General features: G+C 56.8%; 24 protein-coding genes. 4 read left to right on the forward strand and 20 right to left on the reverse strand.

The window, feature by feature from the left end; all coding sequences use genetic code 11:
- Positions 1 to 9: 9 nt before the first annotated feature.
- The 15 genes from GRX64_RS06545 to GRX64_RS06615 all read right to left on the reverse strand — a co-directional run bounded on the left by GRX64_RS06545 (position 10) and on the right by GRX64_RS06615 (position 16618).
- Entirely contained in the window at positions 10 to 753 is a 744-nt protein-coding gene (locus GRX64_RS06545) for a peptidoglycan DD-metalloendopeptidase family protein (protein ID WP_427901647.1), read from the reverse strand.
- Between the two features lie 334 nt (positions 754 to 1087).
- On the reverse strand, positions 1088 to 1993 hold the full coding sequence (locus GRX64_RS06550; protein WP_166265046.1) for a DUF368 domain-containing protein: 906 nt from the start codon (positions 1991 to 1993) through the stop codon (positions 1088 to 1090).
- A 74-nt stretch (positions 1994 to 2067) separates the two neighbouring features.
- Positions 2068 to 2724, reverse strand: a complete 657-nt coding sequence (locus tag GRX64_RS06555) for a protein-L-isoaspartate(D-aspartate) O-methyltransferase (protein ID WP_166264949.1) — start codon at positions 2722 to 2724, stop codon at positions 2068 to 2070.
- Positions 2724 to 3473 carry a 5'/3'-nucleotidase SurE gene (surE, locus tag GRX64_RS06560; protein ID WP_166264952.1) on the reverse strand — a complete coding sequence of 250 codons (750 nt, stop codon included), beginning with the start codon at positions 3471 to 3473 and terminating at the stop codon, positions 2724 to 2726. The genes GRX64_RS06555 and surE overlap by 1 nt, the downstream gene beginning before the upstream one ends.
- Positions 3474 to 3580: 107 nt before the next feature.
- Positions 3581 to 4618, reverse strand: a complete 1038-nt coding sequence (truD, locus tag GRX64_RS06565) for a tRNA pseudouridine(13) synthase TruD (protein ID WP_166264955.1) — start codon at positions 4616 to 4618, stop codon at positions 3581 to 3583.
- The gene (ispF, locus tag GRX64_RS06570; protein WP_166264958.1) at positions 4615 to 5094 is read right to left on the reverse strand and encodes a 2-C-methyl-D-erythritol 2,4-cyclodiphosphate synthase; all 480 of its coding nucleotides are present in this window, start codon (positions 5092 to 5094) and stop codon (positions 4615 to 4617) included. Before ispF ends, truD begins: the two co-directional genes overlap by 4 nt.
- Positions 5095 to 5110: 16 nt before the next feature.
- Positions 5111 to 5824: a 2-C-methyl-D-erythritol 4-phosphate cytidylyltransferase gene (gene ispD, locus GRX64_RS06575; RefSeq protein WP_166264961.1), complete on the reverse strand. Its 714-nt coding sequence runs from the start codon at positions 5822 to 5824 to the stop codon at positions 5111 to 5113.
- Between the two features lie 24 nt (positions 5825 to 5848).
- A complete protein-coding gene (ftsB, locus tag GRX64_RS06580) occupies positions 5849 to 6121 on the reverse strand; it encodes a cell division protein FtsB (protein WP_166264964.1) in 273 nt (90 codons plus the stop codon).
- Between the two features lie 107 nt (positions 6122 to 6228).
- On the reverse strand, positions 6229 to 7524 hold the full coding sequence (eno, locus tag GRX64_RS06585) for a phosphopyruvate hydratase (RefSeq protein WP_166264967.1): 1296 nt from the start codon (positions 7522 to 7524) through the stop codon (positions 6229 to 6231).
- Positions 7525 to 7591: 67 nt separating this feature from the next.
- Entirely contained in the window at positions 7592 to 8437 is an 846-nt protein-coding gene (kdsA, locus tag GRX64_RS06590; protein ID WP_166264970.1) for a 3-deoxy-8-phosphooctulonate synthase, read from the reverse strand.
- Positions 8438 to 8506: 69 nt separating this feature from the next.
- Complete coding sequence (pyrG, locus tag GRX64_RS06595) at positions 8507 to 10138, reverse strand: CTP synthase (RefSeq protein WP_166264973.1); 1632 nt, start codon at positions 10136 to 10138, stop codon at positions 8507 to 8509.
- A gap of 90 nt (positions 10139 to 10228) precedes the next feature.
- On the reverse strand, positions 10229 to 11572 hold the full coding sequence (tilS, locus tag GRX64_RS06600; RefSeq protein ID WP_235937547.1) for a tRNA lysidine(34) synthetase TilS: 1344 nt from the start codon (positions 11570 to 11572) through the stop codon (positions 10229 to 10231).
- Entirely contained in the window at positions 11556 to 12509 is a 954-nt protein-coding gene (accA, locus tag GRX64_RS06605) for an acetyl-CoA carboxylase carboxyl transferase subunit alpha (protein WP_166264976.1), read from the reverse strand. The genes tilS and accA overlap by 17 nt, the downstream gene beginning before the upstream one ends.
- Positions 12510 to 12634: 125 nt before the next feature.
- A complete protein-coding gene (dnaE, locus tag GRX64_RS06610) occupies positions 12635 to 16117 on the reverse strand; it encodes a DNA polymerase III subunit alpha (protein ID WP_166264979.1) in 3483 nt (1160 codons plus the stop codon).
- Positions 16118 to 16180: 63 nt separating this feature from the next.
- The gene (locus GRX64_RS06615) at positions 16181 to 16618 is read right to left on the reverse strand and encodes a TlpA family protein disulfide reductase (RefSeq protein ID WP_166264982.1); all 438 of its coding nucleotides are present in this window, start codon (positions 16616 to 16618) and stop codon (positions 16181 to 16183) included.
- A gap of 61 nt (positions 16619 to 16679) precedes the next feature.
- Between GRX64_RS06615 and arsC the strand changes: the two genes are divergently transcribed.
- The 4 genes from arsC to tfpB are packed head-to-tail and all read left to right on the forward strand — an operon-like array spanning position 16680 to position 19845.
- A complete protein-coding gene (gene arsC / locus GRX64_RS06620) occupies positions 16680 to 17033 on the forward strand; it encodes an arsenate reductase (glutaredoxin) (protein ID WP_166264985.1) in 354 nt (117 codons plus the stop codon).
- A gap of 36 nt (positions 17034 to 17069) precedes the next feature.
- Positions 17070 to 17675: an NAD(P)H:quinone oxidoreductase gene (gene wrbA, locus GRX64_RS06625; protein ID WP_166264988.1), complete on the forward strand. Its 606-nt coding sequence runs from the start codon at positions 17070 to 17072 to the stop codon at positions 17673 to 17675.
- A 12-nt stretch (positions 17676 to 17687) separates the two neighbouring features.
- On the forward strand, positions 17688 to 18038 hold the full coding sequence (locus tag GRX64_RS06630) for a DUF2069 domain-containing protein (RefSeq protein ID WP_166264991.1): 351 nt from the start codon (positions 17688 to 17690) through the stop codon (positions 18036 to 18038).
- 28 nt (positions 18039 to 18066) lie between these two features.
- Positions 18067 to 19845, forward strand: coding sequence for a type IV pilus assembly ATPase TfpB (gene tfpB, locus GRX64_RS06635; protein ID WP_166264993.1), 1779 nt, complete (start codon positions 18067 to 18069; stop codon positions 19843 to 19845).
- Positions 19846 to 19912: 67 nt separating this feature from the next.
- Here the strand turns inward: tfpB and GRX64_RS06640 are convergent, their stop codons facing one another.
- Genes GRX64_RS06640 through GRX64_RS06660 form a run of 5 tightly spaced genes read right to left on the reverse strand, consistent with a single transcriptional unit; the run spans position 19913 to position 23890 of the window.
- The gene (locus GRX64_RS06640; RefSeq protein ID WP_235937548.1) at positions 19913 to 20962 is read right to left on the reverse strand and encodes a DUF3080 family protein; all 1050 of its coding nucleotides are present in this window, start codon (positions 20960 to 20962) and stop codon (positions 19913 to 19915) included.
- 35 nt (positions 20963 to 20997) lie between these two features.
- On the reverse strand, positions 20998 to 21687 hold the full coding sequence (gene mtnC, locus GRX64_RS06645) for an acireductone synthase (protein ID WP_166264996.1): 690 nt from the start codon (positions 21685 to 21687) through the stop codon (positions 20998 to 21000).
- The gene (locus GRX64_RS06650) at positions 21687 to 22247 is read right to left on the reverse strand and encodes a 1,2-dihydroxy-3-keto-5-methylthiopentene dioxygenase (RefSeq protein ID WP_166264999.1); all 561 of its coding nucleotides are present in this window, start codon (positions 22245 to 22247) and stop codon (positions 21687 to 21689) included. Before GRX64_RS06650 ends, mtnC begins: the two co-directional genes overlap by 1 nt.
- A complete protein-coding gene (locus GRX64_RS06655) occupies positions 22244 to 22870 on the reverse strand; it encodes a methylthioribulose 1-phosphate dehydratase (RefSeq protein WP_166265002.1) in 627 nt (208 codons plus the stop codon). The genes GRX64_RS06650 and GRX64_RS06655 overlap by 4 nt, the downstream gene beginning before the upstream one ends.
- A gap of 51 nt (positions 22871 to 22921) precedes the next feature.
- The gene (locus GRX64_RS06660) at positions 22922 to 23890 is read right to left on the reverse strand and encodes an XdhC family protein (protein WP_235937549.1); all 969 of its coding nucleotides are present in this window, start codon (positions 23888 to 23890) and stop codon (positions 22922 to 22924) included.

Raw genomic sequence — 23890 nt, forward strand, 5'->3', positions numbered from 1 at the left:
GCCGGTAACCTATCGCGGAGGCAGATAAGGCATCGGATCCACAGGATTACCATCCCGTCGAATTTCAAAGTGTAGCTTGCTTCGATCCGTCCCACTGCTACCAAGCTCTGCAATCGTTTGACCGGCTTTTACACTCTCCCCCTCATTCACAAGAATTTTCCGATTGTGTGCGTAAGCGCTCAGAAAATTCTCGTTATGGTTCACTATGATCAGATTACCGTAACCAAGCAACCCATTCCCTGCATACACCACATTACCGGATGCGGCAGCTCGAATGGGATCACCCGAATTCCCGGCAATATCAACACCCTTGTTGACTTTGCCCGATGTCGAAAATCCTGCAAGTACGGTGCCAACGTGAGGCCAGCGCCACTCTATCCCGGATACCGTCTGACGCTGTTCGGGTAGCGGCTGACTTCGGACCGGCGCTTTCTCTACGCGTGGGGCTCGAGCGGGCGTTACTTTTCTTGTGGGCTTGGCAATGGGCTGGGAGGGTTGCGACGCAACATAGGGGGAGCGACCGGACGGTTCGGAGCCGCGCAGATCAAGACGCAGTACCCGCCCTGCTTTTACCTGATAGGGCGGCTTGATGCCATTGGCATTGCCAAGTTCACGGTAATCACGGCCGTACCGCCAGGCTATGCTGTACAGGGTCTCGCCTGATTTGACCACATGGCGCCCCCAATACACGGGTGGATTGTAGCCGTCATCCTGAAAAATTTCAGTCGTATTGCAGCCGGCGACGAACAACATCAGAAGAAAAACGAAACTGAGCCGGCCAAGGCGCTTTGTGATTCCCGATGGCCGTATTGGACACTTGGCCCTCGCCTTCGACAACGGAGCCATGGGCAAACCCTGTAAATCCACCTGGCTGACCAAAAACACGGGTATATGTATCGCCTTTTTTATGTCGAATTCATATTAAAAATGGTGCGCTTTCTAAGATAGTCACGATAACTTGCTAATTTATTGCACATTTTGTGTGCATTTCCAAGTTACCTTTGCACCATCAGTGTTACCGCCAGGAACATCATTCGTGACAAAAAAGTAACACTGCGTCGCAGTTCAGGTGTGATGTGGCACTCACTCAGTTCTGAGAAACCCGCTGCCTGGCTGCGAACAACGATGACGCCCATTCAATGCCTAACACCAACACCAATCCCAGCAGCGCCGCCAATATGGCAAACAGCAATTCCGGTGCCGCTCCGGTCAACTCGGCATATTGGCTAGGGCTCACACTGACTTGATCAAGTGGCACCTGCTCACCCGCACTGTTGAGGCGCCAGTCCAGCGTTTGCTTCCAGGGCCAGACCTTGTTCAGCGCCCCGATCATAAACCCCGTCAACAGGGCCAGCATGCCATCATGAAACCGATGAATGGCCCAGGTCAGCAGGCGTGCAATGGATAACAACCCGGTCACACAACCCGCACCAAACAACGCGATTGTCGACAGGTCGGCAGCGTTGATGGCCTCCAGAATAAACGAGTACATGCCCAAGAGAACCAATATGAAACTCCCCGAGATGCCGGGCAGTATCATCGCGCAGATCGCTAACGCACCGGCCCCAAATATTGTCAGGACCGAGGGCGACAACTGGCCGGACGACAAAGTCGTTATCCACCAGGCCACCGCAATACCCACGATCAATGGCGCCAGCAGCGGCAACCGCAATTGCCGTATCTCACGACCGACATGCCAAACGGATGCGACAATCAAACCAAAAAAGAAACTCCATAAAACAATCGGATACTGAATTAGCGCATGGCTAATGACTGACGCCAGGGTGACCACACTGAGGAGAACGCCCGCCAGCAGCGTCACCAAAAATCCGGCGTCTGATGCTTGCCAAAAGGCCTTTACGCGACCTCGGCATAACTCCCGTGCAAACGCCGATGGCACCGAATCAATAGCGCCAAGCAAGCGAAAATAAATGCCGGTGATAAACGCAATCGTGCCCCCCGACACGCCCGGCACAATATCGGCCGCCCCCATCGCAATGCCCCTCAGCAACACCCCCACAGGGTGGTGACGAACAGGCTCAGGGGCGTTATCCGCGCCGCCGTGACTCATCGCACGACACCCGCCAATAAAGGCACAAACCGAACGGGTTCGATGTCGGTTATCTCAAACGCCTCTCCGCGTCGAACCACCTGCGTGAGCATTTGCGACGCCTCACCGACTGGGATTACCATCACGCCGCCTTCGGCCAGCTGCATCATCAGTTCCTCTGGCAACTCTTTGGGCGCTGCGGTGACAATAATGCCATCGAATGGGCCCTTATCCGGCCATCCCATGCCTCTGTCCGCAAGCCGCAGCATGACGTTCCTGAGCCCCAGCGTCCGCAGCCGGTCCCGGGCACGGTCTTGCAGTGCTTTGATGCGTTCAACGCTGTAAACGTCCTTGCATAATTTCGCCAGAATCGCCGTCTGGTAGCCCGACCCTGTGCCCAACTCCAGCACTCTGGCGGGCTGATGACTCATCAAAACTTCGGTCATGCGGGCGACGATATAGGGTTGGGAAAGCGTCTGGCTATAACCGATCGGCAACGCGGTGTCTTCATACGCCCGGTGCGACAATGCTTCGTCCAAAAATATATGACGCGGTATTTCTTCCATGGCATTCAGGACGTGAGTGTCCGAAATCCCGGACTCGCGCAAGCGCTGAATCAGACGCATCCGAGTGCGTCGGGATGTCATGCCAATACCCTGATGCTCTGCAACCATCAGTTCAGCCCCTCCAGCCACTCACGAAGAGCTGGCAGTGCCTCATGACGGGTCATATCCACCTGAACCGGCGTGATCGATACGTAGCGATGATGTACGGCATGAAAATCAGTACCTTCGCCGGCATCGCTGCCCTCCCCAGCAGCCCCAATCCAGAAGCGGGCCTTGCCTCTCGGACAGGTCATCGGCACCGCGCCCTCGGCACGGCCGCGATGCCCCAAGCGGGTCATCCGAAAACCGGCCAGTTCGTCCCAGGCGACATCCGGCACATTGACATTGAGAATACACCGGGCGCCCAGTGGAACGGGCCCTTGGTGCTGCAAGAGCATACTCGCCACGCGGGCAGCCGTTTCATAGTGAAAGCGACCCTCATTGGCCAGCGACACCGCAATGGCCGGCAACCCGAGATGGCGGCCTTCCGTGGCGGCGGCGACCGTACCGGAATAGATCACGTCATCCCCGAGGTTGGCATGAGTGTTAATACCTGACACCACCCGGTCAAAACCTTGCTCATACAAGCCATTCACCGCCAGATGCACACAATCGCTGGGGGTACCGTCAACCGACCGGAACCCATTGGGGTGATCTTCGACCGTCAAGGGACGATTGAGTGTGAGGGAATTGCTCGCACCGCTATGATCACGGTCAGGCGCCACCACACTCAGCTCTCCCAGCCCCTGGAGGCCTTCGTATAAGGCTTTTAGCCCCGGCGAATGAACGCCATCATCATTTGATAACAAAATACGCACACGTTTCTCCGCTAACCTGCCAGCGTTCATGAAAGCCGGCTTTCTTCTTTATTATTGCCTCACCCCAACAGACCGGATAGAGGTTACTTAAGATTAATATGCCTTTTTTATTGTTCAGCTGCGAGCCCGGACGGCCTGGATTGGTCTGCAGTTTCAAACAGGTCCATCAATACGGTCGTTGCGAACTGCCCTGGCCGCAGTTCAAATGACAAGGTTAGCCGGTCCAGTGTCGCCCACTGCCACTCAAACTCAACGGGTAGAAGCACCAACGAGCGTCGCTCTGGCTTCATCCGGGTTTGAGAGAACACGGCCGCCATCTCCGGATGGCGCTCCACCACCGAACGCTCCAACGTCTCCTGTTGACCCGTTGCGGTGGTGCCACCGTCGCCCCACATTGGCCCCGTAACCTCGCCAGACAAGGGTTCGCCATCCAGTGCCGTCGACCAGTTCCCAAGCGCTAACCGTTCCGCCAGTACTTCATTGAACAACCACGAGCGGGCCGCGGAAAAATACAGGCCATCGCGACTGTTTTTGCCACGCTGACGCCCCGGCTTCATCCGGACTGCCTGAAAGAGGTTATTGCCGTCATGACCAAAGCGCTGAGCGCCAAAATAGTTCGGACAGCCCTCCCTGCGAATACGACCCAGGCCGGCATTGATGGCGAGACGATCACCTTCCACATCGGTCAGTGTGATGCAGAACCGGTTAGCCTGGTGTTCGCCGCGGCGGAGTTTTCGTGCGAAGCGGTGGGCGGAAATCACTGTCCAGTGCTGCCGTACCTCATCAAGGAAGGCGCCATCGTCCATTTTGCCCGGTCGATACACACTGAACCATTGACGGGTAACGGCATGACGATCCTTGAGCCCACAGAGCCCAATATCGTGGGGTTGACACCCCGACATTCGCGCCAACGCCCGAGCAACATAGTCGGTATTGTCTCCACGCTTTTCCAGCCTGAGACACAGATGTTCACCCTCGCCGGAGACTTCCATCGGGCCAACGTCAGATTCTGCATGCTCAGGAAAACCCGGAAATCCCAGTATCTCATCGACCTGAAAATCCTCCGGCGCCGCCTTTAATCCGGCGTGTGCCAGCCTGAGCCCCTGCGACGCCGGCCAGTCCAGCCGCCATTGAGTCGTTGTCATGAGGCCGCCGGCTCAAGCAGGCAAATTGCCTGACAGGCAATACCTTCACCGCGTCCGGCAAACCCAAGCTTTTCGGTTGTCGTTGCTTTCACGCCCACACGGTCCGCGCCAACACGTAAGTCTTCGGCAATATTGAGTTTCATGCGCTCGATGTGGGGGGCCATTTTGGGTGCCTGAGCAATGATGGTGGTGTCTACATTGACCACCCGGAAGCCTTCGGAGGTAATCTTCTCGACCACTTCCCGGAGTAAATGCCGGCTGTTGGCCCCGGCGAACTCAGGACTGTTGTCCGGGAAAAAATGCCCGATATCACCCAGCGCGAGCGCTCCGAGGAGCGCATCCGCAAGCGCATGCAGCAGCACATCACCATCGGAATGAGCTTTCAGGCCCTGCCGGTGTGGAATTCGCACCCCACCCAAGACAATATGGTCGCCCTCACCGAAGGCGTGGACATCAAATCCTTGCCCTATACGCATGCGACTACCTCAACAATTAATGAACGGGTTGATCGGGCAATTGGCTCAGAATGAAGCCCGCCAGTGCCAGATCGGCGGGCAGTGTGATCTTTATGTTGTCGGGCCGGCCTTCCACCAGCATTGGAACCGCCCCCATGTGTTCCATGGCTGAAGCCTCATCCGTGACTGATAGGCCGGCACCGGCGGCCGACATCAGCGCCTGCCTGAGTGCGCCAAAACGAAACATTTGTGGTGTCAGGGCGCGCCAAAGCAAACGGCGATCAATGGTCGCCAGCACTTGGCGCTCCGGCCCAGCCTGCTTCAGGGTATCAGTGACCGGCGTGGCCAACAGCCCACCGACGGGGTGTTGCGCCAGCCCGGTCATGAGTGCAGATAAATCCGTGTGCGCCAGACACGGCCTTGCCACGTCATGGACCAGCACCCAATCCTCATCGCGAGCCTCATGGCCCAAGGCTTGTAGCGCTGCCAAAACCGAATCACAGCGCGCCGCCCCGCCCTTGCAGGTGGTAACCCGGGAATCGGCACAACTGTTGGTCGACGGCCACCACTGGTCACTGCCACTCAAGGCGACCATGCAGCCCTCAAAGGTGGCTGAGTTCAGTAGACGAGACAATACAATATCAATCACAAAACGATCGTGAATACGGAGGTATTGCTTGGGACATTCAGCTTGCATGCGCTGACCACTGCCGGCAGCAGGAACGACAAGCCAATAACGGGGTACGGTCATGATGGGATCACGAAAAAAATTGACTCAGGGCTTCACCACCAGGAAGAACGTTTCATCCTCGCGGATCAGGCCAAGGTTCGTTCGGGCGCGCTCTTCTATGGCGTCCTGGCCACTGCGCAAGTTCCGGACTTCGGCATATAAACGCTCGTTTCGGGCCGCCAGCACCGCGTTCTCGTCGCGTTGTTCACCCAGAGTCTTGTGCATGCTCCAGACTTGCGCATAGCTGCCTTCCCCAACCCACAGACGTACCTGCAGCAGGAGAATAAGAACAACCATAACGGACCAGACCAACTTCATCCAACCTATCCTTGCGTACCCGATAAACCAAAAAGGATACCGCAAAGCAGCAAGCTCAGCGATATCCCCGGGAGTTTAGCCCACCAGCAACCGTTTGGCGATCCGTGTCAGCCCTGGCCCTTAATTTCCGCCAGACCACGATAGACCGCTTTGCCCGCCAACGCTTCTTCGATTCGAAGCAGCTGGTTGTATTTCGCCACCCGATCCGACCGGCACAGGGAACCGGTTTTGATCTGGCCTGCGCACGTGGCGACAGCCAGATCCGCTATGGTGGTGTCTTCGGTCTCACCAGAACGGTGAGAAATAACCGCCGTATAACCGGCGTCCTGGGCCATTTTAATAGCATCCAGCGTTTCGCTCAGGCTACCGATTTGGTTGAACTTGATCAAAATGGAGTTGGCCACTCCCTCATCAATACCGCGCTTGAGGATCTTTGTATTGGTTACGAAAAGGTCATCGCCCACCAATTGCACCTTGGTGCCAATTTTTTCGGTAAGAATCGCCCAGCCGTCCCAGTCACTCTCGTCCATCCCGTCTTCAATCGAGACAATCGGGTAACGTTCGGACAAGCCGGCCAGATAGTCGGCAAAACCTTCCGAGGAATACTGCTTCCCTTCACCCGCCAGATCGTACTGGCCATTTTTATAGAATTCGGAGGCCGCGCAATCAAGCGCCAACGTGATGTCTTTACCCAGGACATACCCGGCCTTCTCGACCGCTTCCTTGATGACGGCAAGCGCAGCCTCGTTGGAGGGCAGGTCCGGGGCGAAACCACCCTCGTCGCCGACGGCGGTGTTCAGGCCCTGGGCTTTCAGCACCTTTTTCAGACAGTGGAAAATTTCCGCACCAATTCGCAGCGCTTCAGCAAAGGACGTTGCGGTCACAGGCTGAATCATAAATTCCTGAATATCGACGTTGTTGTCGGCGTGCTCGCCACCATTCAGGATGTTCATCATGGGTACCGGCATGGAAAACTGGCCGGCCGTGCCGTTGAGTTCGGCAATGTGCTCATACAGCGGCTTGCCCAAAGCTGACGCGGCCGCTTTTGCCGACGCCAAAGAGACTGCAAGAATCGCATTAGCACCGAGGTTGGCTTTGTTTTCGGTGCCGTCGAGATCAATCATGACAGAGTCAAGCTCGCGCTGGTTCGCTGCATTTTTGCCCAGCAATGCGTCCCGAATACTGCCGTTGATCGCTCCAACCGCCTTGGTCACGCCTTTACCGAGATAGCGAGACGCGTCCTGGTCCCGCAGCTCAAGCGCTTCACGGGAGCCTGTTGAAGCGCCCGACGGTGCGCACGCACGGCCCATAACGCCATTTTCGAGGAAGACATCGGCTTCAACGGTTGGGTTACCGCGAGAGTCCAATATTTCTCGCGCTTTAATATCGACAATCTTAGTCATAAAAACGGGTCTCCAAAGCAGTCAATTTTGAAACGTAACAAATCCATGGGCCGGGATCCGACGTTGGTCAGGCGGTATCAATGGGATCGAATCCTTTCACCAGATCATCCACTGCCTTTACTTGCGTGAGAAACGGTTCGAGCTGGCTTAGTCGCAGCGCACAGGGCCCATCACAACGCGCCTGCTCCGGATCCGGGTGCGCCTCCAGAAACAGTCCGGCAATGCCCTGAGACATGCCTGCCCGCGCCAGATCCGCAACCTGCGCACGGCGCCCGCCCGCTGAATCCGCCCGTCCACCGGGCATTTGCAAAGCGTGAGTAACATCGAAAAACACCGGATGGCCAAAGGCTTTCATAATGCCAAAGCCCAACATGTCGACCACCAGGTTGTTGTAGCCGAAGCTGCTGCCGCGTTCACACAGGATTATCCTGCCGTTACCGGCCTCTTCACATTTGCGAATGATGTGCTGCATTTCCTGAGGCGCCAGGAACTGGGCTTTCTTGATATTGATGACCGCCCCGGTTTTCGCCATGGCCACCACCAGATCCGTTTGCCGACTTAAAAATGCCGGTAGCTGAATGATGTCGCAAACCTGAGCGGCCGGTTCGGCCTGGGCAGGCTCATGAACGTCCGATATAACCGGCACACCAAAATGACTCTTGATGTCCTGCAGAATCTGAAGCCCCGCTTCCAGCCCCGGCCCGCGAAAAGAGTGAATTGAGGACCGATTGGCTTTATCAAATGAGGCCTTGAAGACATAGGGGATGCCAAGCTTGTTCGCCACTTCAACGTATTTCTCAGCAACTTCAAACGCCAGATCTCTGGATTCCAGGACATTCATACCGCCAAACAGGACAAACGGCCGGTCATTGGCAATCTGCAGATCAGCGACGGTGACTGTTTTGTGTTCCATGGGGTTTACTCATTCCGTTCTCAGACATCAAAACGCCGGTTCGAAGGGCTTCGAACCGGCGCTCATTGGTCACTTATCGGCTTTCTGGCAAGCCAGCGCAGCCTCAACGAAACCTTTGAACAGCGGGTGGCCATCGCGCGGCGTTGAGGTAAATTCAGGGTGGAACTGACACGCCACAAACCACGGATGATCAGGCACCTCCACTACTTCCACCAAGGCACCGTCGGTTGATCGTCCGGCAACACGCAGTCCGGCATCCTTCAGTTGCGGTACGAAATTATTATTGACCTCGTAGCGGTGGCGGTGGCGCTCTCTAATCACGCGCCTGCCGTAACAGGCCTCGATGGTCGAACCCTCGGTGAGGACGCAATCCTGCGCCCCCAAGCGCATTGTGCCGCCCAGATCCGATTCGCTGCTGCGTTCTTCCCGTTCGCCACTGGCGTCCAGCCACTCGGTGATCAGGCCAACGACGGGCGCCGGCGTCTGTTCACGGAATTCCGTACTGTGCGCTGCTTTCAGACCCGCAACGTTACGGGCGTATTCAATCACCGCGACTTGCATGCCCAGACAGATCCCCAAATAAGGCACCTTATTTTCACGGGCATACTGCACCGTGCGAATCTTGCCTTCCACGCCACGCTCACCGAATCCACCGGGCACCAGAATCGCGTCTGCAGATTCCAGTACCGACACACCGTCACGCTCGATGTCTTCGGAGTCAATGTACTTCATGATGATTTTGGTTCGGGTTTTGATACCGGCATGAAGCAATGATTCAATCAGCGACTTGTAGGCGTCCAAGAGCTCCATGTACTTACCGACCATGGCCACAGTGACTTCGTGCTCCGGATTCATCTGGGAATCAATAACGGCATCCCATTCGCTCAAGTCCGCAGGGCCGGCATCCAGATTGAAGCGTTCGATGACGATCTGATCCAGACCAAAACTGTGCAACATGCGAGGAATCGCATAGATTGAGCGGGCATCCTGCATCGGGATCACCGCGCGCTCTTCCACGTTGGTGAACAGTGCAATTTTGCGACGAGAGCTGATGTCCACTTCATGCTCGGACCGACACAGCAAGATATCGGGTTGCAGGCCAATGGACCGCATCTCTTTGACGGAGTGTTGGGTTGGCTTGGTTTTCACTTCACCGGCGGTGGCAATATAAGGCACCAGCGTCAGGTGCATGAACAACGCACGCTGGGGGCCAACCTCCACCTTCAGTTGGCGGGTCGCCTCCAGAAATGGCAACGACTCGATGTCACCCACGGTGCCACCTATTTCAACCAATGCGACGTCCGCACCGGCCGCGCCTTCAATCACACGGCGTTTGATCTCGTCAGTTATGTGGGGAATAACCTGCACGGTACCGCCAAGGTAGTCCCCCCGACGTTCTTTTCGAATCACCTCTTCATAGACACGGCCGCTGGTAAAATTGTTGCGGCGGGTCATGGGGGTGCGAATGAAGCGTTCGTAGTGACCAAGATCCAGGTCCGTTTCCGCGCCATCTTCGGTGACAAACACTTCACCGTGCTGGAACGGACTCATGGTGCCGGGGTCCACGTTAATGTACGGGTCCAGCTTGAGAATGGTTACTTTTAAGCCGCGTGCCTCCAGGATCGCTGCCAACGAGGCCGATGCGATACCTTTCCCCAAGGAGGACACGACACCGCCGGTGACGAAAATATAACGCGTCATGCAGATTCCGTGTGATTTATCTGGTTCGGTGAAGGAGGGAGATTGTCATCTCAAGATGGGGGATCAGACTACCAGAAAGCCCACACCTTCTCAATTAAAATCCCGGTCACACAGGATTCGCCAACCGCTCTCCGGCTGATGCCCGGCGAATCGGGGTGAACGCCATAGACTACCAATTCCAACCAGGCTCCGATCCTCCCAGAACAACGGCAAACGAGCCCGCTCCCAGGGTGGGACACCCTGCTCCTGCAGCCATTTCTTCAACGGTCGCGAAGGCCCAAGGCCAGTGTCCCGAAACACCTCGCCGCCCTGCCGCGGAGTCAAATACAACACCGGCGGACTTGGCTGATCGTGGTCAGTGACCGGCACCAGGGCGCACCGGTAATCACCCCACATTACCGGGTTGTCCGGCACCAAAGCGATCGACTGCTCCGGGGGTTTCACGCCATCCCGCACCAGATAGAGCCCTTCGCGATAACGACGGACGACAAACCCATCACCGCGAATTTCGGGGCTGCCATCTTTCTGTGCCCCGATCAACTGAGGGAGGCTCTTGTGCCAGAATTTCATTGTTGGCACGGCCAGGCCCTGGTCGGCAATCCACCAACGCAGGGCATTGCGTTGCTCCAGTGCACTGAGTTCAACAAACTGATTGAGCTCAATGCGCCCTTTTTCATTTGTGCAACCGGCCAGTTGCAGGACGGCCAGTCGATGACTCAGCTCGTTCGATTCACGACAGGACTCGGCACTGCGCCGTATACGCCGGAGTAACGTCGGCCAGCGTTCCTTGAGTGGCGCCAGAATACGGTGGCGGAGAAAATTCCGGTCAAAACGCAGGTCCTGGTTGCTGGGATCATCCAGCCAGGTCAATCCGGCCTCTTCCGCCCACTCCGCCAACTGCCCACGGCTAAAACCCAACAGGGGCCTGACCAGCTTGCCTGCCCCCAACGTACGGGCCGCAGGCATGCCCGACAGACCACCCACACCGGTGCCACGCAACAGCCGGAACAGCACGGTTTCGGCCTGGTCGTCAGCATGGTGCGCCATCACCAGCACATCGCCCGGCGCGAGCACCTGCTCAAACACGCCATAGCGCGCGTCCCGGGCGGCTTCTTCAAGGCCACCAACGGCGTTGGGCTGACGCTGAAGGTCCAGTGTTTCCACAGTCAGAGGCACGCTAAGCGTGGCACAGACGAATCGACAATGGGCTTCGCAGTCAGCGGCATTCGGCTGCAATTGGTGATTGACGTGAACAGCTTGAAGGTCCGCAGCGTTGCCAAGGCAGTGGTGCGCCAGGTGAAGCAGGAGCGTTGAGTCAAGCCCACCGCTGAACGCCACCCAGATCCTCGGGGCGCCCTGCAGCGACTGCAGGGCGCCCGTGAGATCGGAGGGCCAGACGTGGTTGCCGGGGCGGTAATTACCGCCCGGTGTCATAGCGGGTTAAACGTTCATACCGCCGAGAGACCAACTCATCGGTCTCAAGGGCGCATAACTCGGCCAGACCTTCGTTCAGATTCTTGCGCAAAGACTGTGCCATTTCTTCCGGCAACCGGTGCGCGCCGCCTAAAGGCTCCGAAATGACACGATCTGCCAGGCCAAGGGCCTTCAGCCGGTCCGCCGTAACACCCATGGCCTCCGCCGCTGTAGCCGCGTAATCCGCACTCTTCCAAAGAATGGAGGCGCAGCCTTCCGGTGAAATAACCGCGTAAGTTGAATACTGCAGCATGTACAGACGATCACAGACACCAATCGCCAGGGCGCCACCAGAGCCGCCTTCACCAATGACGGTGGAGATAATAGGGGTTTTCAATCGCGACATCACGGCCAGGTTAAACGCGATAGCCTCGCTCTGGCCGCGCTCTTCCGCGCCGATGCCCGGGTAGGCGCCAGGCGTATCGATAAACGTCAGCACCGGCATTTTAAAACGCTCGGCCATCTCCATCAGCCGCAGGGCTTTGCGGTAACCTTCAGGGCGAGGCATGCCAAAATTGCGTTTGACCTTGTCGCGTACCTCCCGGCCTTTTTGGTGACCAATCACCATCACTGGCCGGTCATCGAGGCGTGCGGTCCCACCTACGATGGACAAATCGTCGGCATAGTGCCGGTCACCGTGCAGCTCATCGAAATCGTCAAATATGTGTTCGATGTAGTCCAGCGTATAGGGCCGCCTCGGGTGTCTTGCCAGCCGGGAAATATCCCAGGGCGCGAGATTGGAAAAGATACTTTCCGTCAAGCTGACGCTTTTATGCTTCAGCCGACTAATCTCGTCGGTAATGTTGATGTCGGTGTCATTGCCAACCATTCGAAGCTCTTCGATTTTGGCTTCCAGGTCGGCTATGGGCTGTTCAAAATCGAGAAAGTTTGGATTCATGATGTTCCATCATTTTTTGCTGAGCGAGGGGCTGATCGTCCCCGCATGTTCAGAATTTCACTCAAAGTACCAGTGCTGCCCAAAGGGCAAAAGCGGACATTGGTATGAGTTCTCTCAACAGTGCCCTAATCATAGACCAGTTCTACCGACTGGTCGCCCACCAGATACTTCAGCTCGAGCAATAAATTATCATCCGGCTGCACTCGCCAGCTCTCACCCAATTGGATGCGAGTCCTGGCTTCTTCGCTTTGATAGTCGATCCACACCGGACTGCCATCACAACGGAATGGCCGCAGCGTTTCATCCAGCTTGTCGAGCAAACCGTTGTTCAATTGATCGGTCCGGAGCAACAATTGCAACCCCCGGCTAAAGCGCTGTCGCGCCGTGCCCACGTCCAGGATCTCGCTGACGCGCATTTTCATCTGGCCAGAATAATCATCATGGCTAACCTGCCCTTCAACCACAATCACCTGATCCGACTGCAAAAGCTCCCGGTTCTCGTAAAACACTTCTGAGAACAGGGTCGCTTCGATACGCGCGCTTCGGTCATCCAGCGTCACAAAGCACATGGTCTGACCCGTCCGGGTTTTCATTGTGCGTTGCGCCACCACCAGACCGGCCACCCGCTGCGGCGACCGTGCCGGCTTGAGTTCGGCAATCGAGGAGCGAACAAAGCGTCGCACCTCGCGCTCATACTCATCGAAGGGATGGCCGGTCAGGTAAAGCCCCAGCGTATCTTTTTCACCTTTCAGGCGCTGTTTTTCCGGCCACTCCCGAACGTGTGCAACCTCAGCAAACAAATCAACGTCGTCGTCGCCCCCCAGCATTTCACCGAACATATCCACCATACCAACGGATTCGTTGCGGGATTGCTGACCCGCCTGCTGAATGGCTTTATCGATACTGGCAAAAATGTGCGCACGGCCAGGGCCGAGCTTATCCATCGCACCGGAGCGAATCAAGGCATCGATCGCGCGCTTGTTGACCCTCTTGAGGTCAACCCGACGGCAAAAATCAAACAGATCTTTAAAAGCGCCACCCTCGGCACGGCCATCAACGATGCTTTGAATCGGGCCTTCACCCAGGCCCTTGATCGCGCCCAAGCCGTAAACAATCTGACCTTCATCATTCACGGTGAAGGTGTATTCCGAGGTGCTGACATCCGGCAGTACCAGATCAAGCTTAAGGTTTCGACACTCTTCAACCAGCGTGACCACTTTGTCGGTGTTCTGCATGTCAGCGGTCAAAACAGCCGCCATGAACTCGGCAGTGTAATGGGCCTTGAGCCAAAGGGTCTGGTAAGACACCAACGCGTAAGCCGCGGAGTGGGATTTGTTGAAGCCGTAACCGGCGAATTTTTCCACGAGGTCGAAGATATTCTCCGCCAGCGCCTCGCTGATGTTGTTGTTCTTACAACCCTCAATGAAGATGGCTTTTTGCTTGGCCATCTCCTCGGCTTTCTTTTTACCCATCGCCCGACGCAGCAAATCGGCACCACCCAGACTGAAGCCCGCCATCACCTGAGCGATCTGCATGACCTGCTCCTGATACAGGATGATGCCGTAGGTGGGCTCCAATACCGGCTTAAGGCCTTCGTATTGAAAGTCCGTATGGGGGTAGGCGACCGGCTGGCGGCCATGCTTGCGGTCAATAAAGTCGTCCACCATGCCCGATTGCAACGGTCCGGGACGGAACAGCGCGACCAACGCGATCATGTCTTCCAACGTATCCGGCTGCAAACGCCGGATCAGGTCCTTCATACCTCGGGACTCAAGCTGGAACACGGCCGTCGTTTCTGCCTTTTTCAGCATGTCGAACGACGGCTTGTCGGTCAGTGGAATGTCATTGATGTCCAGGATGGTCTCACCCCGCTGTTGCCGACGGGGGTTAATCATTTTCAGTGCCCAGTCGATGATGGTCAGCGTCCGCAGCCCCAAAAAGTCGAACTTGACGAGACCAGCGTCTTCGACGTCGTTTTTGTCGAACTGTGTGACCAGGCTGCCGCCCTCGTCATCGCAGTAGAGCGGTGAGAAATCGGTGATTTTGGTGGGCGCAATGACAACGCCACCCGCGTGCTTGCCGGCGTTGCGACAGACACCCTCAAGCTTCAGTGCCATCTCCCAGATTTCCTGGGCCTCTTCATCCTGTTCCAGAAACTCCCGTAACGACTCCTCCTGCTCAACGGCTTTTTCAAGCGTCATGCCCACTTCAAACGGAATCATCTTGGAGAGCTTGTCGGCCAGACCGTAGGACTTGCCCTGCACCCTCGCCACGTCACGCACCACAGCTTTCGCGGCCATGGTTCCGAAGGTAATGATCTGGGAGACCGCTTCGCGACCGTATTTTTCCGCCACGTACGCAATTACCCGGTCTCGTCCTTCCATGCAGAAATCGACGTCAAAGTCGGGCATGGAGACTCGCTCCGGGTTCAGGAAGCGCTCGAACAGCAAGTCGTATTCCAGCGGGTCGAGATCGGTGATCAGCTGACAGTAAGCCACCAGCGAGCCCGCACCGGAGCCCCGACCAGGGCCCACTGGAACGCCGTTATTCTTGGCCCATTTGATGAAGTCCATAACGATCAGGAAGTACCCGGGGAAGCCCATCTGAGTGATGATATCAAGCTCGAAATTGAGCCGATCATAATAGGCCTGCCGCTTTTGGTCGTAGTCCGGGTCGTCCTTGGGCAGTGTTTTCGCCAGCCGAGCCTCCAGGCCTTCCTCCGATACTTGGCGAAAGAATTCGTCCATGGTCTGCCCTTTCGGGATCGGATATTTGGGCAGAAAATACTCACCCATGCGAACTTTTACATTGCAGCGTCGGGCAATCTCAACGGTATTCTCAATCGCCTCCGGAATGTCGGCAAACAGCGCAATCATTTCTTCCGAACTGCGCAGGTATTGCTGGTCACTGAAGCGTCGGTCCCGTCTCGGATCGTCCAACGTGCGACTTTCACCGATACAGACACGCGCTTCGTGAGCGTCAAAATCCTCTTCGTTCAGGAAGTGAACGTCGTTGGTTGCCACCACCGGGCAATTCATGGCGTCGGCCAGATCGACACTCAGATGCAGGCATTCTTCATCATTGACCCGGCCAGTTCGCTGTAACTCCAGATAAAAGGCCTCGGGAAATAACGTCAGCCATTTTTCCAAGCGCGCGCGGGCCAGATCCATCTTACCGGCCAGTAACGCTTTGCCAACATCGCCAAGTTTGCCGCCAGACAGCATTATCAAACCGTCAGCACGGGATTCAATCCACGATCGTTGAACGATGGGCTTGCCGTATCGCTGACCCTCGGTGTAACCGAGTGAGATAATTTCCGTCAGGTGCAAATACCCGGTCTGATTGCGGGCCAGCAGCGTTACACGGAAGGGGTTTTCAGCTTCATCGGGATTTTCCAGCCAGATATCCGCCCCAATAATCGGCTTGACCCCTGCCCCCAACGCGCCTTTGTAGAATCGCACCAGGGAACACATATTCGATTGCTCGGTCAGACCCACGGCGGGCATGCCCAGCTCTACCGCCCGTTTGATCAGGGGTTTGACACGCACCAACCCGTCGACGAGTGAGTATTCTGAGTGAACACGGAGATGTACAAAGGTCTGAGCCATAACGTCGGGTAATTCCAGTTCGTCGTTCGAATAAGGTAAGTGTCTGGGCCTGCGCCCATAGCATCAGGGTTGAATCAGGTCCATGATCTGCTGTTCCGTCTGGGGTCCGAAGCGGGCTTCCAATAAGTCGCCTTCGGGGTTCACCACAAACGTGGCGGGCAAGGCCACTGGCAGTTTCCAACCAAAAGTGGGGCCCGGATCTTCCGCCAGCATGCCATAGCGAATGTTCATTTTCTGGCCAAGTGCAATCAGGTCGTCGCCGCGAATTCCATCAAAATTCACGCCAAGCACTGTAACGTTGGCCTTGGCATCCAGGGCATTCAGTTCGGGAATTTCTTCCAGGCAGGGCTTACACCACTCAGCCCAGTAATTAACCAACACCCACTGCCCGCGCAGAGAGTCCCAATCCAAAGCCTGGCCATCGGCCTGCGCGAATTCGGTTTTTTGGCATCCTGCCAGTGCCAGCAGCGTTGCGGCGAGTATGATCTTGGGGTACTTCACGGCCAAGCCTCCTGTTAGACTATCCCGACTTCTGATGACAGGTGCAGGAAAACAAAGAACGATGACAGAACCCACCCTGATTTTCCACAATCCTCGCTGCTCTAAATCCAGACAAACACTGGCATTGCTTCAGGAACGCGGCATTGAGCCTGAAATTATACGTTATCTGGACACCCCACCCAGTGAGCAGGAATTAACGGTGCTACTCCGCCAACTCGGCCTTGCCGCCAGGGCTCTGCTTCGCAAAGGTGAAGCGGCATACAAAGAGTTGGGGCTCGACGACCAGACGCTCCCGGAACAGACATTGATTGGCGCTATGGTGAAAGCACCCATCCTGATTGAGCGCCCGATCGTAATCCACAACAATCGTGCCGTCCTGGGTCGACCGCCGGAACAGGTTCTGGACTTGTTCTGACGCACGACCCGGTAATTTACCGAATGAGAGACACCCATGCCGGACTCCAACGCCTACGTTTTGGTGCTGTACTATAGCCGCAGTGGCCAAACCGCTGAAATGGCCTCGCAGATTGCGCGCGGTGTGGCCCGGGTCACTGGAATCGAGGCCAAAATCCGCACGGTAGCGCCGGTTTCACCCGATACCGAGGCCACAGCAGCACCGATACCGGACGCGGGTGCTCCGTATTGCACAAAAGACGATCTGCGGGGCTGCTCCGCCCTGGCGCTGGGCAGCCCGACCCGCTTTGGCAACATGGCAGCGCCGCTCAAATACTTTCTCGACACCACCGGTGACCTGTGGCTCAGCGGGGCTCTGACCGACAAGCCCGCGGGCGCGTTCACTTCAACGGGCAGCCTGCATGGTGGTCAGGAGAGCACGATCCTAAGTATGATGCTGCCGCTGCTTCACCATGGCATGGTGTTGTGTGGTGTCCCTTATGCCGAGAGCGCATTGAACGAGACCGACGCGGGCGGCACGCCTTATGGCCCGTCACACTGGGCCGGCACCACTGAAAAACGGTCGTTGACGGATCATGAAAAAACCATTTGCCAGGCCTTCGGCCAACGCCTCGCGGCCCTGGCGCAAAAGCTTCAAAACTGACAGGACCACTCAATGCTGTATTCCCCCAAGGCCAAAATCACATTGGTTCTGACCGCACTGATCTACCTTGCGGTAATTATGACGCTGATCGTCACCACCTTTTATCCGGCCCCGGTCACTGGCGTTTCCGTAGCACTCATGCTGAGCGTCAAACTGATCCCGCTGCTGCTGTTTGTGATCCCTGTTTTTCGGGGCCACAACCGGGGTTACATCTGGCTCAGTTTTGTAGTGATATTCTATTTTACCCAAGCGGTCGTCACGGCCTGGCTCAGTGAAGGCAACCTCGGGCCCATGCTGTTGGCCGTCTTGACGTTCGCGCTCTTTACTGTTGCTATGGTGCACCTCAAAGTTAACCGGGCCTAAGCCAGCAACTCTCACGAGACTTCACTCTATGGCGGCGACTCCTCCTGCACCCCATCGCTCTTCCCTGACGCTGAGAGATTTGTGCACCGCACTGGTGTCCAGTGGCGAAATCCTCCAGGAGGATGCGGAGCGGGTACTATCGGCGAATCTGGGCGCAGACAGTACCGCCCGACACCCACTGGAAATTGTCGCGATTGCAGCATTAACCGGTGCCACAAGCGGTCGCACTCTTAACCTCGACCGCTTGACCCAGTGGCTTGCCGATTGGGCAGAGCAAGACTATTACCATATTGACCCTCTGAAAATCGATGCGCCCGCGGTCGCCAAAGTGATGTCGTATGCGTTTGCTCAGCGTCACGGGATTCTGGCGGTTGAAATTGGCAAGCACGAGGCCCTGATTGCCAGTGCGGAGCCGTTCAAAAGTGACTGGGAAACCAATCTCAGACACGTGCTGAAAAGAGACATTCGCCGGGTGGTCGCCAACCCGGAGGATATTCGCCGTTACACCATTGAGTTCTATCAGCTCGCCAGCTCGGTGAGCAAGGCCAGTTCGGGCCCCGGCAGCGCTGCTGGCAACCTGCATAATTTTGAACAACTGCTGGACTTAGGCAGTGGCAGCAACCCGGATGCGAACGACCAGCATGTGGTCAAGATTGTGGATTGGCTGCTGCAATACGCCTACGATCAGCGCGCCAGTGATATCCACATCGAACCCCGTCGCGGCGTTGTGCAAGTCCGGTTTCGCATCGACGGTGTGCTGCATAACGTATATGAGTTTCCGGAGCAGGTCGGCATCGCTGTTACCAGTCGCCTTAAAATTCTCGGGCGTCTCAACGTGGCCGAGAAGCGTCGACCGCAGGACGGCCGGATAAAAACCCGCAAGCCGGATAACAGTGAAGTGGAACTTCGGCTCGCCACCATGCCCACCGCGTTTGGCGAAAAGATGGTGATGCGTATTTTTGACCCGGAAGTGCTGCTTAAGTCCTTTGAGCAACTGGGGTTTTCAAAAGAAGATCGCAGTCGCTGGCAAGACATCACCAGCCGGCCCCATGGCATTGTTCTGGTGACCGGTCCGACCGGTTCGGGCAAAACCACCACGCTGTACTCCACGCTCAAGCAATTGGCCACCTCGGAAGTGAACGTCTGCACCATAGAGGACCCCATTGAGATGGTGGAGCCGGCGTTCAATCAGATGCAAGTGCAACCCAATATTGAACTGACCTTTGCGGCGGGCGTCAGGTCGTTGCTGCGGCAGGACCCTGACATCATCATGATTGGCGAGATCCGGGATCTGGAAACGGCTGAAATGGCCGTCCAGGCGGCACTGACCGGCCACCTGGTCCTGTCTACCTTACACACCAATGACTCGCCCAGTGCCATCACCAGGCTGCTGGAGCTTGGCATTCCACCCTACCTGATCCGAGCGACGGTGCTTGGCGTCATGGCGCAAAGGCTGGTGCGGACACTGTGTCCGCACTGCAAGAGCCCAAGCCCTGCCGATAAGAATGCCTGGGCCAGCCTGACCAGGCCCTGGAAAGCACCGATCCCCACGGAGTTCTATCGTCCAGTTGGTTGTCTGGAATGTCGTAATACCGGGTACATGGGTCGTGCCGGCGTCTATGAGATACTGCAGCTGTCAAGTGAACTGGTCGGTCAGATTGATGAACGCTGCGAGCTGGAACAGCTCCGGCTTGGAGCTTACAAGGATGGCATGAAATCACTCCGCCTGAGCGGCGCCCAGAAAGTGGCGGCCGGCCAAACCACCGTTGAAGAGATATTGCGAGTCACCCCCGAGAGTCAGCGGTAACTTCACGCCATTGAATCATTTTGCGCTGACCGTCGCGTTGGCGGAACCTGCACGCCCGCCCATTGCCTTAAGGTGATGGGCGCAAGCCGCATTGTTCCAGCAGCGTTTGCCAGGCCTTGGTGTGACGCGCCATCGAACGATCCAGTTGCTGCCAGAGACTGTTGTCGTCATGGGTCGATAAAATGTTGCGGTAATAGGCCTTGAAGTCGTCCGGCATGACATCGGTTTGGCGCGCGGCCAACTGGGCCAGCGGGCCCATGATGGCATCCCGCTGGCGACCAACCGCCGCCATGTAGGGCTGAACTTCACCCACGTAAACACTGGCAAACATGGACTGAACGATGTCGGCCTGGGCGTTGGTTTTCCCGTCAAAACACAACGGCCGCCCATTGATCCGCCCGTGGATCAAAGCCGTTGCATCCGATAGCCGGGCAATGAGCAACCGGGCGCTGTTCACCAACTGGCCCACAGTGTGATTCGCCAACCAGCGCTGATGCACAGCCCCAACATAATCAAGATCCTGATCCAGGTCCCCTACCCGCAAGGCCGCAACCGTTGCGGCCAGCCGGTTGAGGTCGGCGGCCAGCACGCGCCCGTTGTGGTTGTTCTCTTTGACAGGTAAGCGACCTTTGGCCAGCGTGACCAGGGATTCCGCCTCTTCCACCGCCCAAGTCGCGTTCCAGACGGCGATAGGCAATGACGACAATTTGCTGACAATGGCTTTGTCCAAATCCGCAATGAGTTCGTCATCATCTATTAACGGCACGCAGGCTCTGGCTGCCAGGATGAAGCGCACCTCGTAGCGCAACCGATTCAATGGCTGCATCACCCGCCCCATAATCGACGTTTTTTCTCCGACTACCTGTTGTAGCTCACACCCGTACAACGAAAGAAAATCCAACATGCCCATTTCAATGGACGGCATCGACAGACGACGGGTGCGGGCCCGAGGGAAGGATTCGACTGCAGGCAAATCAGACAGCGCCGGCTCAGTGTCCAGTACCCGAGCAACCCGTTCGACATACTCGTCCATCATGCTGTCGGGAGCGGAGAACGGATTGCATCCCGCCAGCGCCTGCACACTTAAACAAAGTAACAGTGAGCGGATTGAAAGCAAAAGCGGCCCCGCTTTTATGTTGGCTGGATCGTAGCTTAACGTTGTTTCAATAAGGCATCGACATCCTGAAAGTTACGCATCACCGGTCGCTTTGACCCCGTCGGGGCTGCATTCCGAACCAGCCACGCGGTTTGCATCCCCGCAGCCTCGGCGGCGTCAAGCTCAGCCTCCACATCGGATAAAAACAGCACCGTCGAGGGTTCGACACCCAGCTCATTCAGAATATTACAATAGGAGACTGACTCTTTTTTGGGTCCCATGCGGGTATCAAAATAACCACTGAAATACGGTGTTAAGTCACCACAGTCACTGAAACCAAAAATCAGCTTCTGAGCTTTCACCGAGCCGGAGGAATAAACATACAGGCGCAACCCCCGGTCGTGCCAATGCCGCAAAGCGTCCGCGGCATCGGGGTACACATGCCCCCGAAAGGCACCCTGCTGGTAGCCCTGTTCCCAGAGCATCCCCTGCAAGGCTTTGAGCGGTGTCGCTTTCCGGTCCTCGCGAATCCACGCCTGCAAGACGTCAATCAGCCCGTCAAAGTCATCGGCGGCAACGCCTGACTGGTCAGCGACCATGGCCAACTGCTCACTGACCTTCGGGTTGCTTGCTTCCGTACGGACAAAGTCAGCCATGTGTTCCGCCGCGTAGGGAAACAAGACTTCATGAACGAAGGAAATGGAGCTGGTGGTTCCCTCGATGTCGGTGAGAATCACTCGAATCATCAAGCGGCTCCGGCGGCCAGGGCTTCATAACGTGGCAACCGGCTGGCAATGTCCTCACCGGTGAATTCCGCCACCCAACCATCCGGGTTGGTGAACAGGCGGATGCAGGTGAATTCGGGTTCTGGCCCCATATCAAACCAGTGCCGGGTGCCATTGGGCACGCTGATAAGGTCGTTTTTCTGACACAGGATGGCGTACACAGAGTCACCAAAGTGCAGGTAAAACAAGCCTTGCCCTCGGACAAAAAACCGAACCTCGTCCTCACTGTGGGTATGCTCATCGAGAAACTTTTGCCGAAACGCTTCTTTTTGGGGGTTATCGGCACGGAGGCTGATCACATCCGCCGCTTGAAACCCACACTCGGCCTTCAGGGCCTGCACTTCCTCCTGATAAGCCGACAGCACTTCCTCCTGAGAGGCATCTGCAGGCAAATCGCGGGTCGGCCATTGCTCATATCGCACGCCCTGCTCCGCCAGTAAGCGCTGGATATCACCCGGCTGGTTCGTGACCTGGCGAGGGCTCTCGGGGGCGTTCTGATTATAAATGCTTAAAGTTGTCATCCACGGACCCTCATGGTTTCGAGTTCACATTCAAATAGAAATTCAAAGGCCTCCACGTGCCTCAAACAGTCTGCCATGGTGCGGCCCCAGGTATAAAGACCATGACCGCGGATCAAGTATCCGGGTTGCTCCGGCCGCTCCAGGAACCACGCTTTGGTGCGTTCCGCCAACTCATCAATCTGCTGGGTGTTCTCAAACACCGGAACAGTCACGACCGAGTCATGGCTATCGACACCCGCAAACGCTTTTTGCAGTTCGTAGTCCCGAAAGCTCAGCAACTCGCCCTTTGGCACTAACCGGCTCAAAACGGTGGCTTTCACCGAATGCGTGTGCAGCACCGCACCCACCTCTGGGAACACGTCGTACAGCACCGTGTGCAACCGGGTTTCGGCTGAGGATTTGCAACGACTTTGCACCGGGTTGCCCTCAAGGTCCACCACCATGATGTCGCCGGCGCCCAATTGGCCCTTGTGCCGCCCTGAGACAGTAATCGCAATATGTCGGGCATCGATGCGGGCGGAATAGTTGCTGCTGGTCGCCGGCGACCAGCCCCGCTGGTAGAGGAACTGACCGGCAGCGATGATGGATTCGGCCTCTTTGGCGTATCGGGTGACATCAAACAAAATACATCCCCTGAATCAAGGTGCTGGGTGTGGAAAGTCTGTGAGTACACATTATAAGTCGGGCGCAGGCGCCAGCAAACGATAACGGGCACGAATCAGGTCGGCCACCACCGCGATCGCAATTTCAGGCGGTGTCTTGCTGGGGATATCCAGACCCACCGGGGCCACCAGGCGTGCCACCTGCTGCTCGGATAACCCAAGTGACAGCAATCGTTGATAGCGTGCGTCGGAGGTACGCTGCGAGCCCATCGCACCAACGTAAAAGCAGTCTGACGCCAACGCGGCCATCAACGCCATGTCGTCCACTCTGGGGTCGTGGGCCAGCGCAAGCACGGCGGAACACCGGTCACTGAAATCTGCGCGTACCAGATCGTCAGGCAGCGCCCGCCGCAGCGGTGCACAGAGGTTCTCCCAGCCGTTGGCGAACACCTCCCGAGGCTCACATAGCGTCGTCTCAAAACCTGCCGCCGTGGCAAACTCAGCGACATATCGGGCAACCTCGCCGGCGCCGACCAACAGCACTCGACACTGCGGCGCCAGATGGTGCTGAAACCACGACGCGTCAAGTTGAATGGGCTGGGCCGATGCGTGTTCGTCACTGATCGCCAAAGCGCCCGTGGCACGATTGACACGCCGGCTCATCGGCTGGCGCGCCAGCAATGCTTGTTTCAAAGCCCGAATGTGAGCGAGCCCGCCCGCTGGTGTCAGTGTTTCAACCAGCAACCGGATATGGCCACCACACGGCAACTGAAATTGTGACTGGTCACGATCGGTCACACCATAGTCACACACGTACGGCCGCTCGAGTGTCGACAAGGGCAAGCGGGTAATCAGGTCTTCTTCCAGACAGCCACCGGACACGGAGCCGGACCATTCTCCGCGATGGTTGACCGCCAACCAGGAACCGGCTGGGCGAGGCGACGCCCCCCAGGTCGCCAGAATGGTGCAGAGCCACACCCGGTCGCCCGCGACCAGCCATTGTTCAATATCCCTGAGTACCGCCTGATTGGGACTATTCAC

This window comes from Marinobacter caseinilyticus (assembly GCF_011074955.1).
GTDB classification, from domain to species: domain Bacteria; phylum Pseudomonadota; class Gammaproteobacteria; order Pseudomonadales; family Oleiphilaceae; genus Marinobacter; species Marinobacter caseinilyticus.

Bases quoted from the DNA above. Each gene is read 5' to 3' on its own strand.
- GRX64_RS06545 (WP_427901647.1), bottom strand. From the start codon at position 753: ATGTTGTTCGTCGCCGGCTGCAATACGACTGAAATTTTTCAGGATGAC.
- GRX64_RS06550 (WP_166265046.1), bottom strand. From the start codon at position 1,993: ATGGGGGCGGCCGATATTGTGCCGGGCGTGTCGGGGGGCACGATTGCG.
- GRX64_RS06555 (WP_166264949.1), bottom strand. From the start codon at position 2,724: ATGGTTGCAGAGCATCAGGGTATTGGCATGACATCCCGACGCACTCGG.
- truD (WP_166264955.1), bottom strand. From the start codon at position 4,618: ATGACAACGACTCAATGGCGGCTGGACTGGCCGGCGTCGCAGGGGCTC.
- ispF (WP_166264958.1), bottom strand. From the start codon at position 5,094: ATGCGTATAGGGCAAGGATTTGATGTCCACGCCTTCGGTGAGGGCGAC.
- ispD (WP_166264961.1), bottom strand. From the start codon at position 5,824: ATGACCGTACCCCGTTATTGGCTTGTCGTTCCTGCTGCCGGCAGTGGT.
- ftsB (WP_166264964.1), bottom strand. From the start codon at position 6,121: ATGAAGTTGGTCTGGTCCGTTATGGTTGTTCTTATTCTCCTGCTGCAG.
- eno (WP_166264967.1), bottom strand. From the start codon at position 7,524: ATGACTAAGATTGTCGATATTAAAGCGCGAGAAATATTGGACTCTCGC.
- kdsA (WP_166264970.1), bottom strand. From the start codon at position 8,437: ATGGAACACAAAACAGTCACCGTCGCTGATCTGCAGATTGCCAATGAC.
- pyrG (WP_166264973.1), bottom strand. From the start codon at position 10,138: ATGACGCGTTATATTTTCGTCACCGGCGGTGTCGTGTCCTCCTTGGGG.
- tilS (WP_235937547.1), bottom strand. From the start codon at position 11,572: ATGACACCGGGCGGTAATTACCGCCCCGGCAACCACGTCTGGCCCTCC.
- accA (WP_166264976.1), bottom strand. From the start codon at position 12,509: ATGAATCCAAACTTTCTCGATTTTGAACAGCCCATAGCCGACCTGGAA.
- dnaE (WP_166264979.1), bottom strand. From the start codon at position 16,117: ATGGCTCAGACCTTTGTACATCTCCGTGTTCACTCAGAATACTCACTC.
- arsC (WP_166264985.1), top strand. From the start codon at position 16,680: ATGACAGAACCCACCCTGATTTTCCACAATCCTCGCTGCTCTAAATCC.
- wrbA (WP_166264988.1), top strand. From the start codon at position 17,070: ATGCCGGACTCCAACGCCTACGTTTTGGTGCTGTACTATAGCCGCAGT.
- GRX64_RS06630 (WP_166264991.1), top strand. From the start codon at position 17,688: ATGCTGTATTCCCCCAAGGCCAAAATCACATTGGTTCTGACCGCACTG.
- tfpB (WP_166264993.1), top strand. From the start codon at position 18,067: ATGGCGGCGACTCCTCCTGCACCCCATCGCTCTTCCCTGACGCTGAGA.
- mtnC (WP_166264996.1), bottom strand. From the start codon at position 21,687: ATGATTCGAGTGATTCTCACCGACATCGAGGGAACCACCAGCTCCATT.
- GRX64_RS06650 (WP_166264999.1), bottom strand. From the start codon at position 22,247: ATGACAACTTTAAGCATTTATAATCAGAACGCCCCCGAGAGCCCTCGC.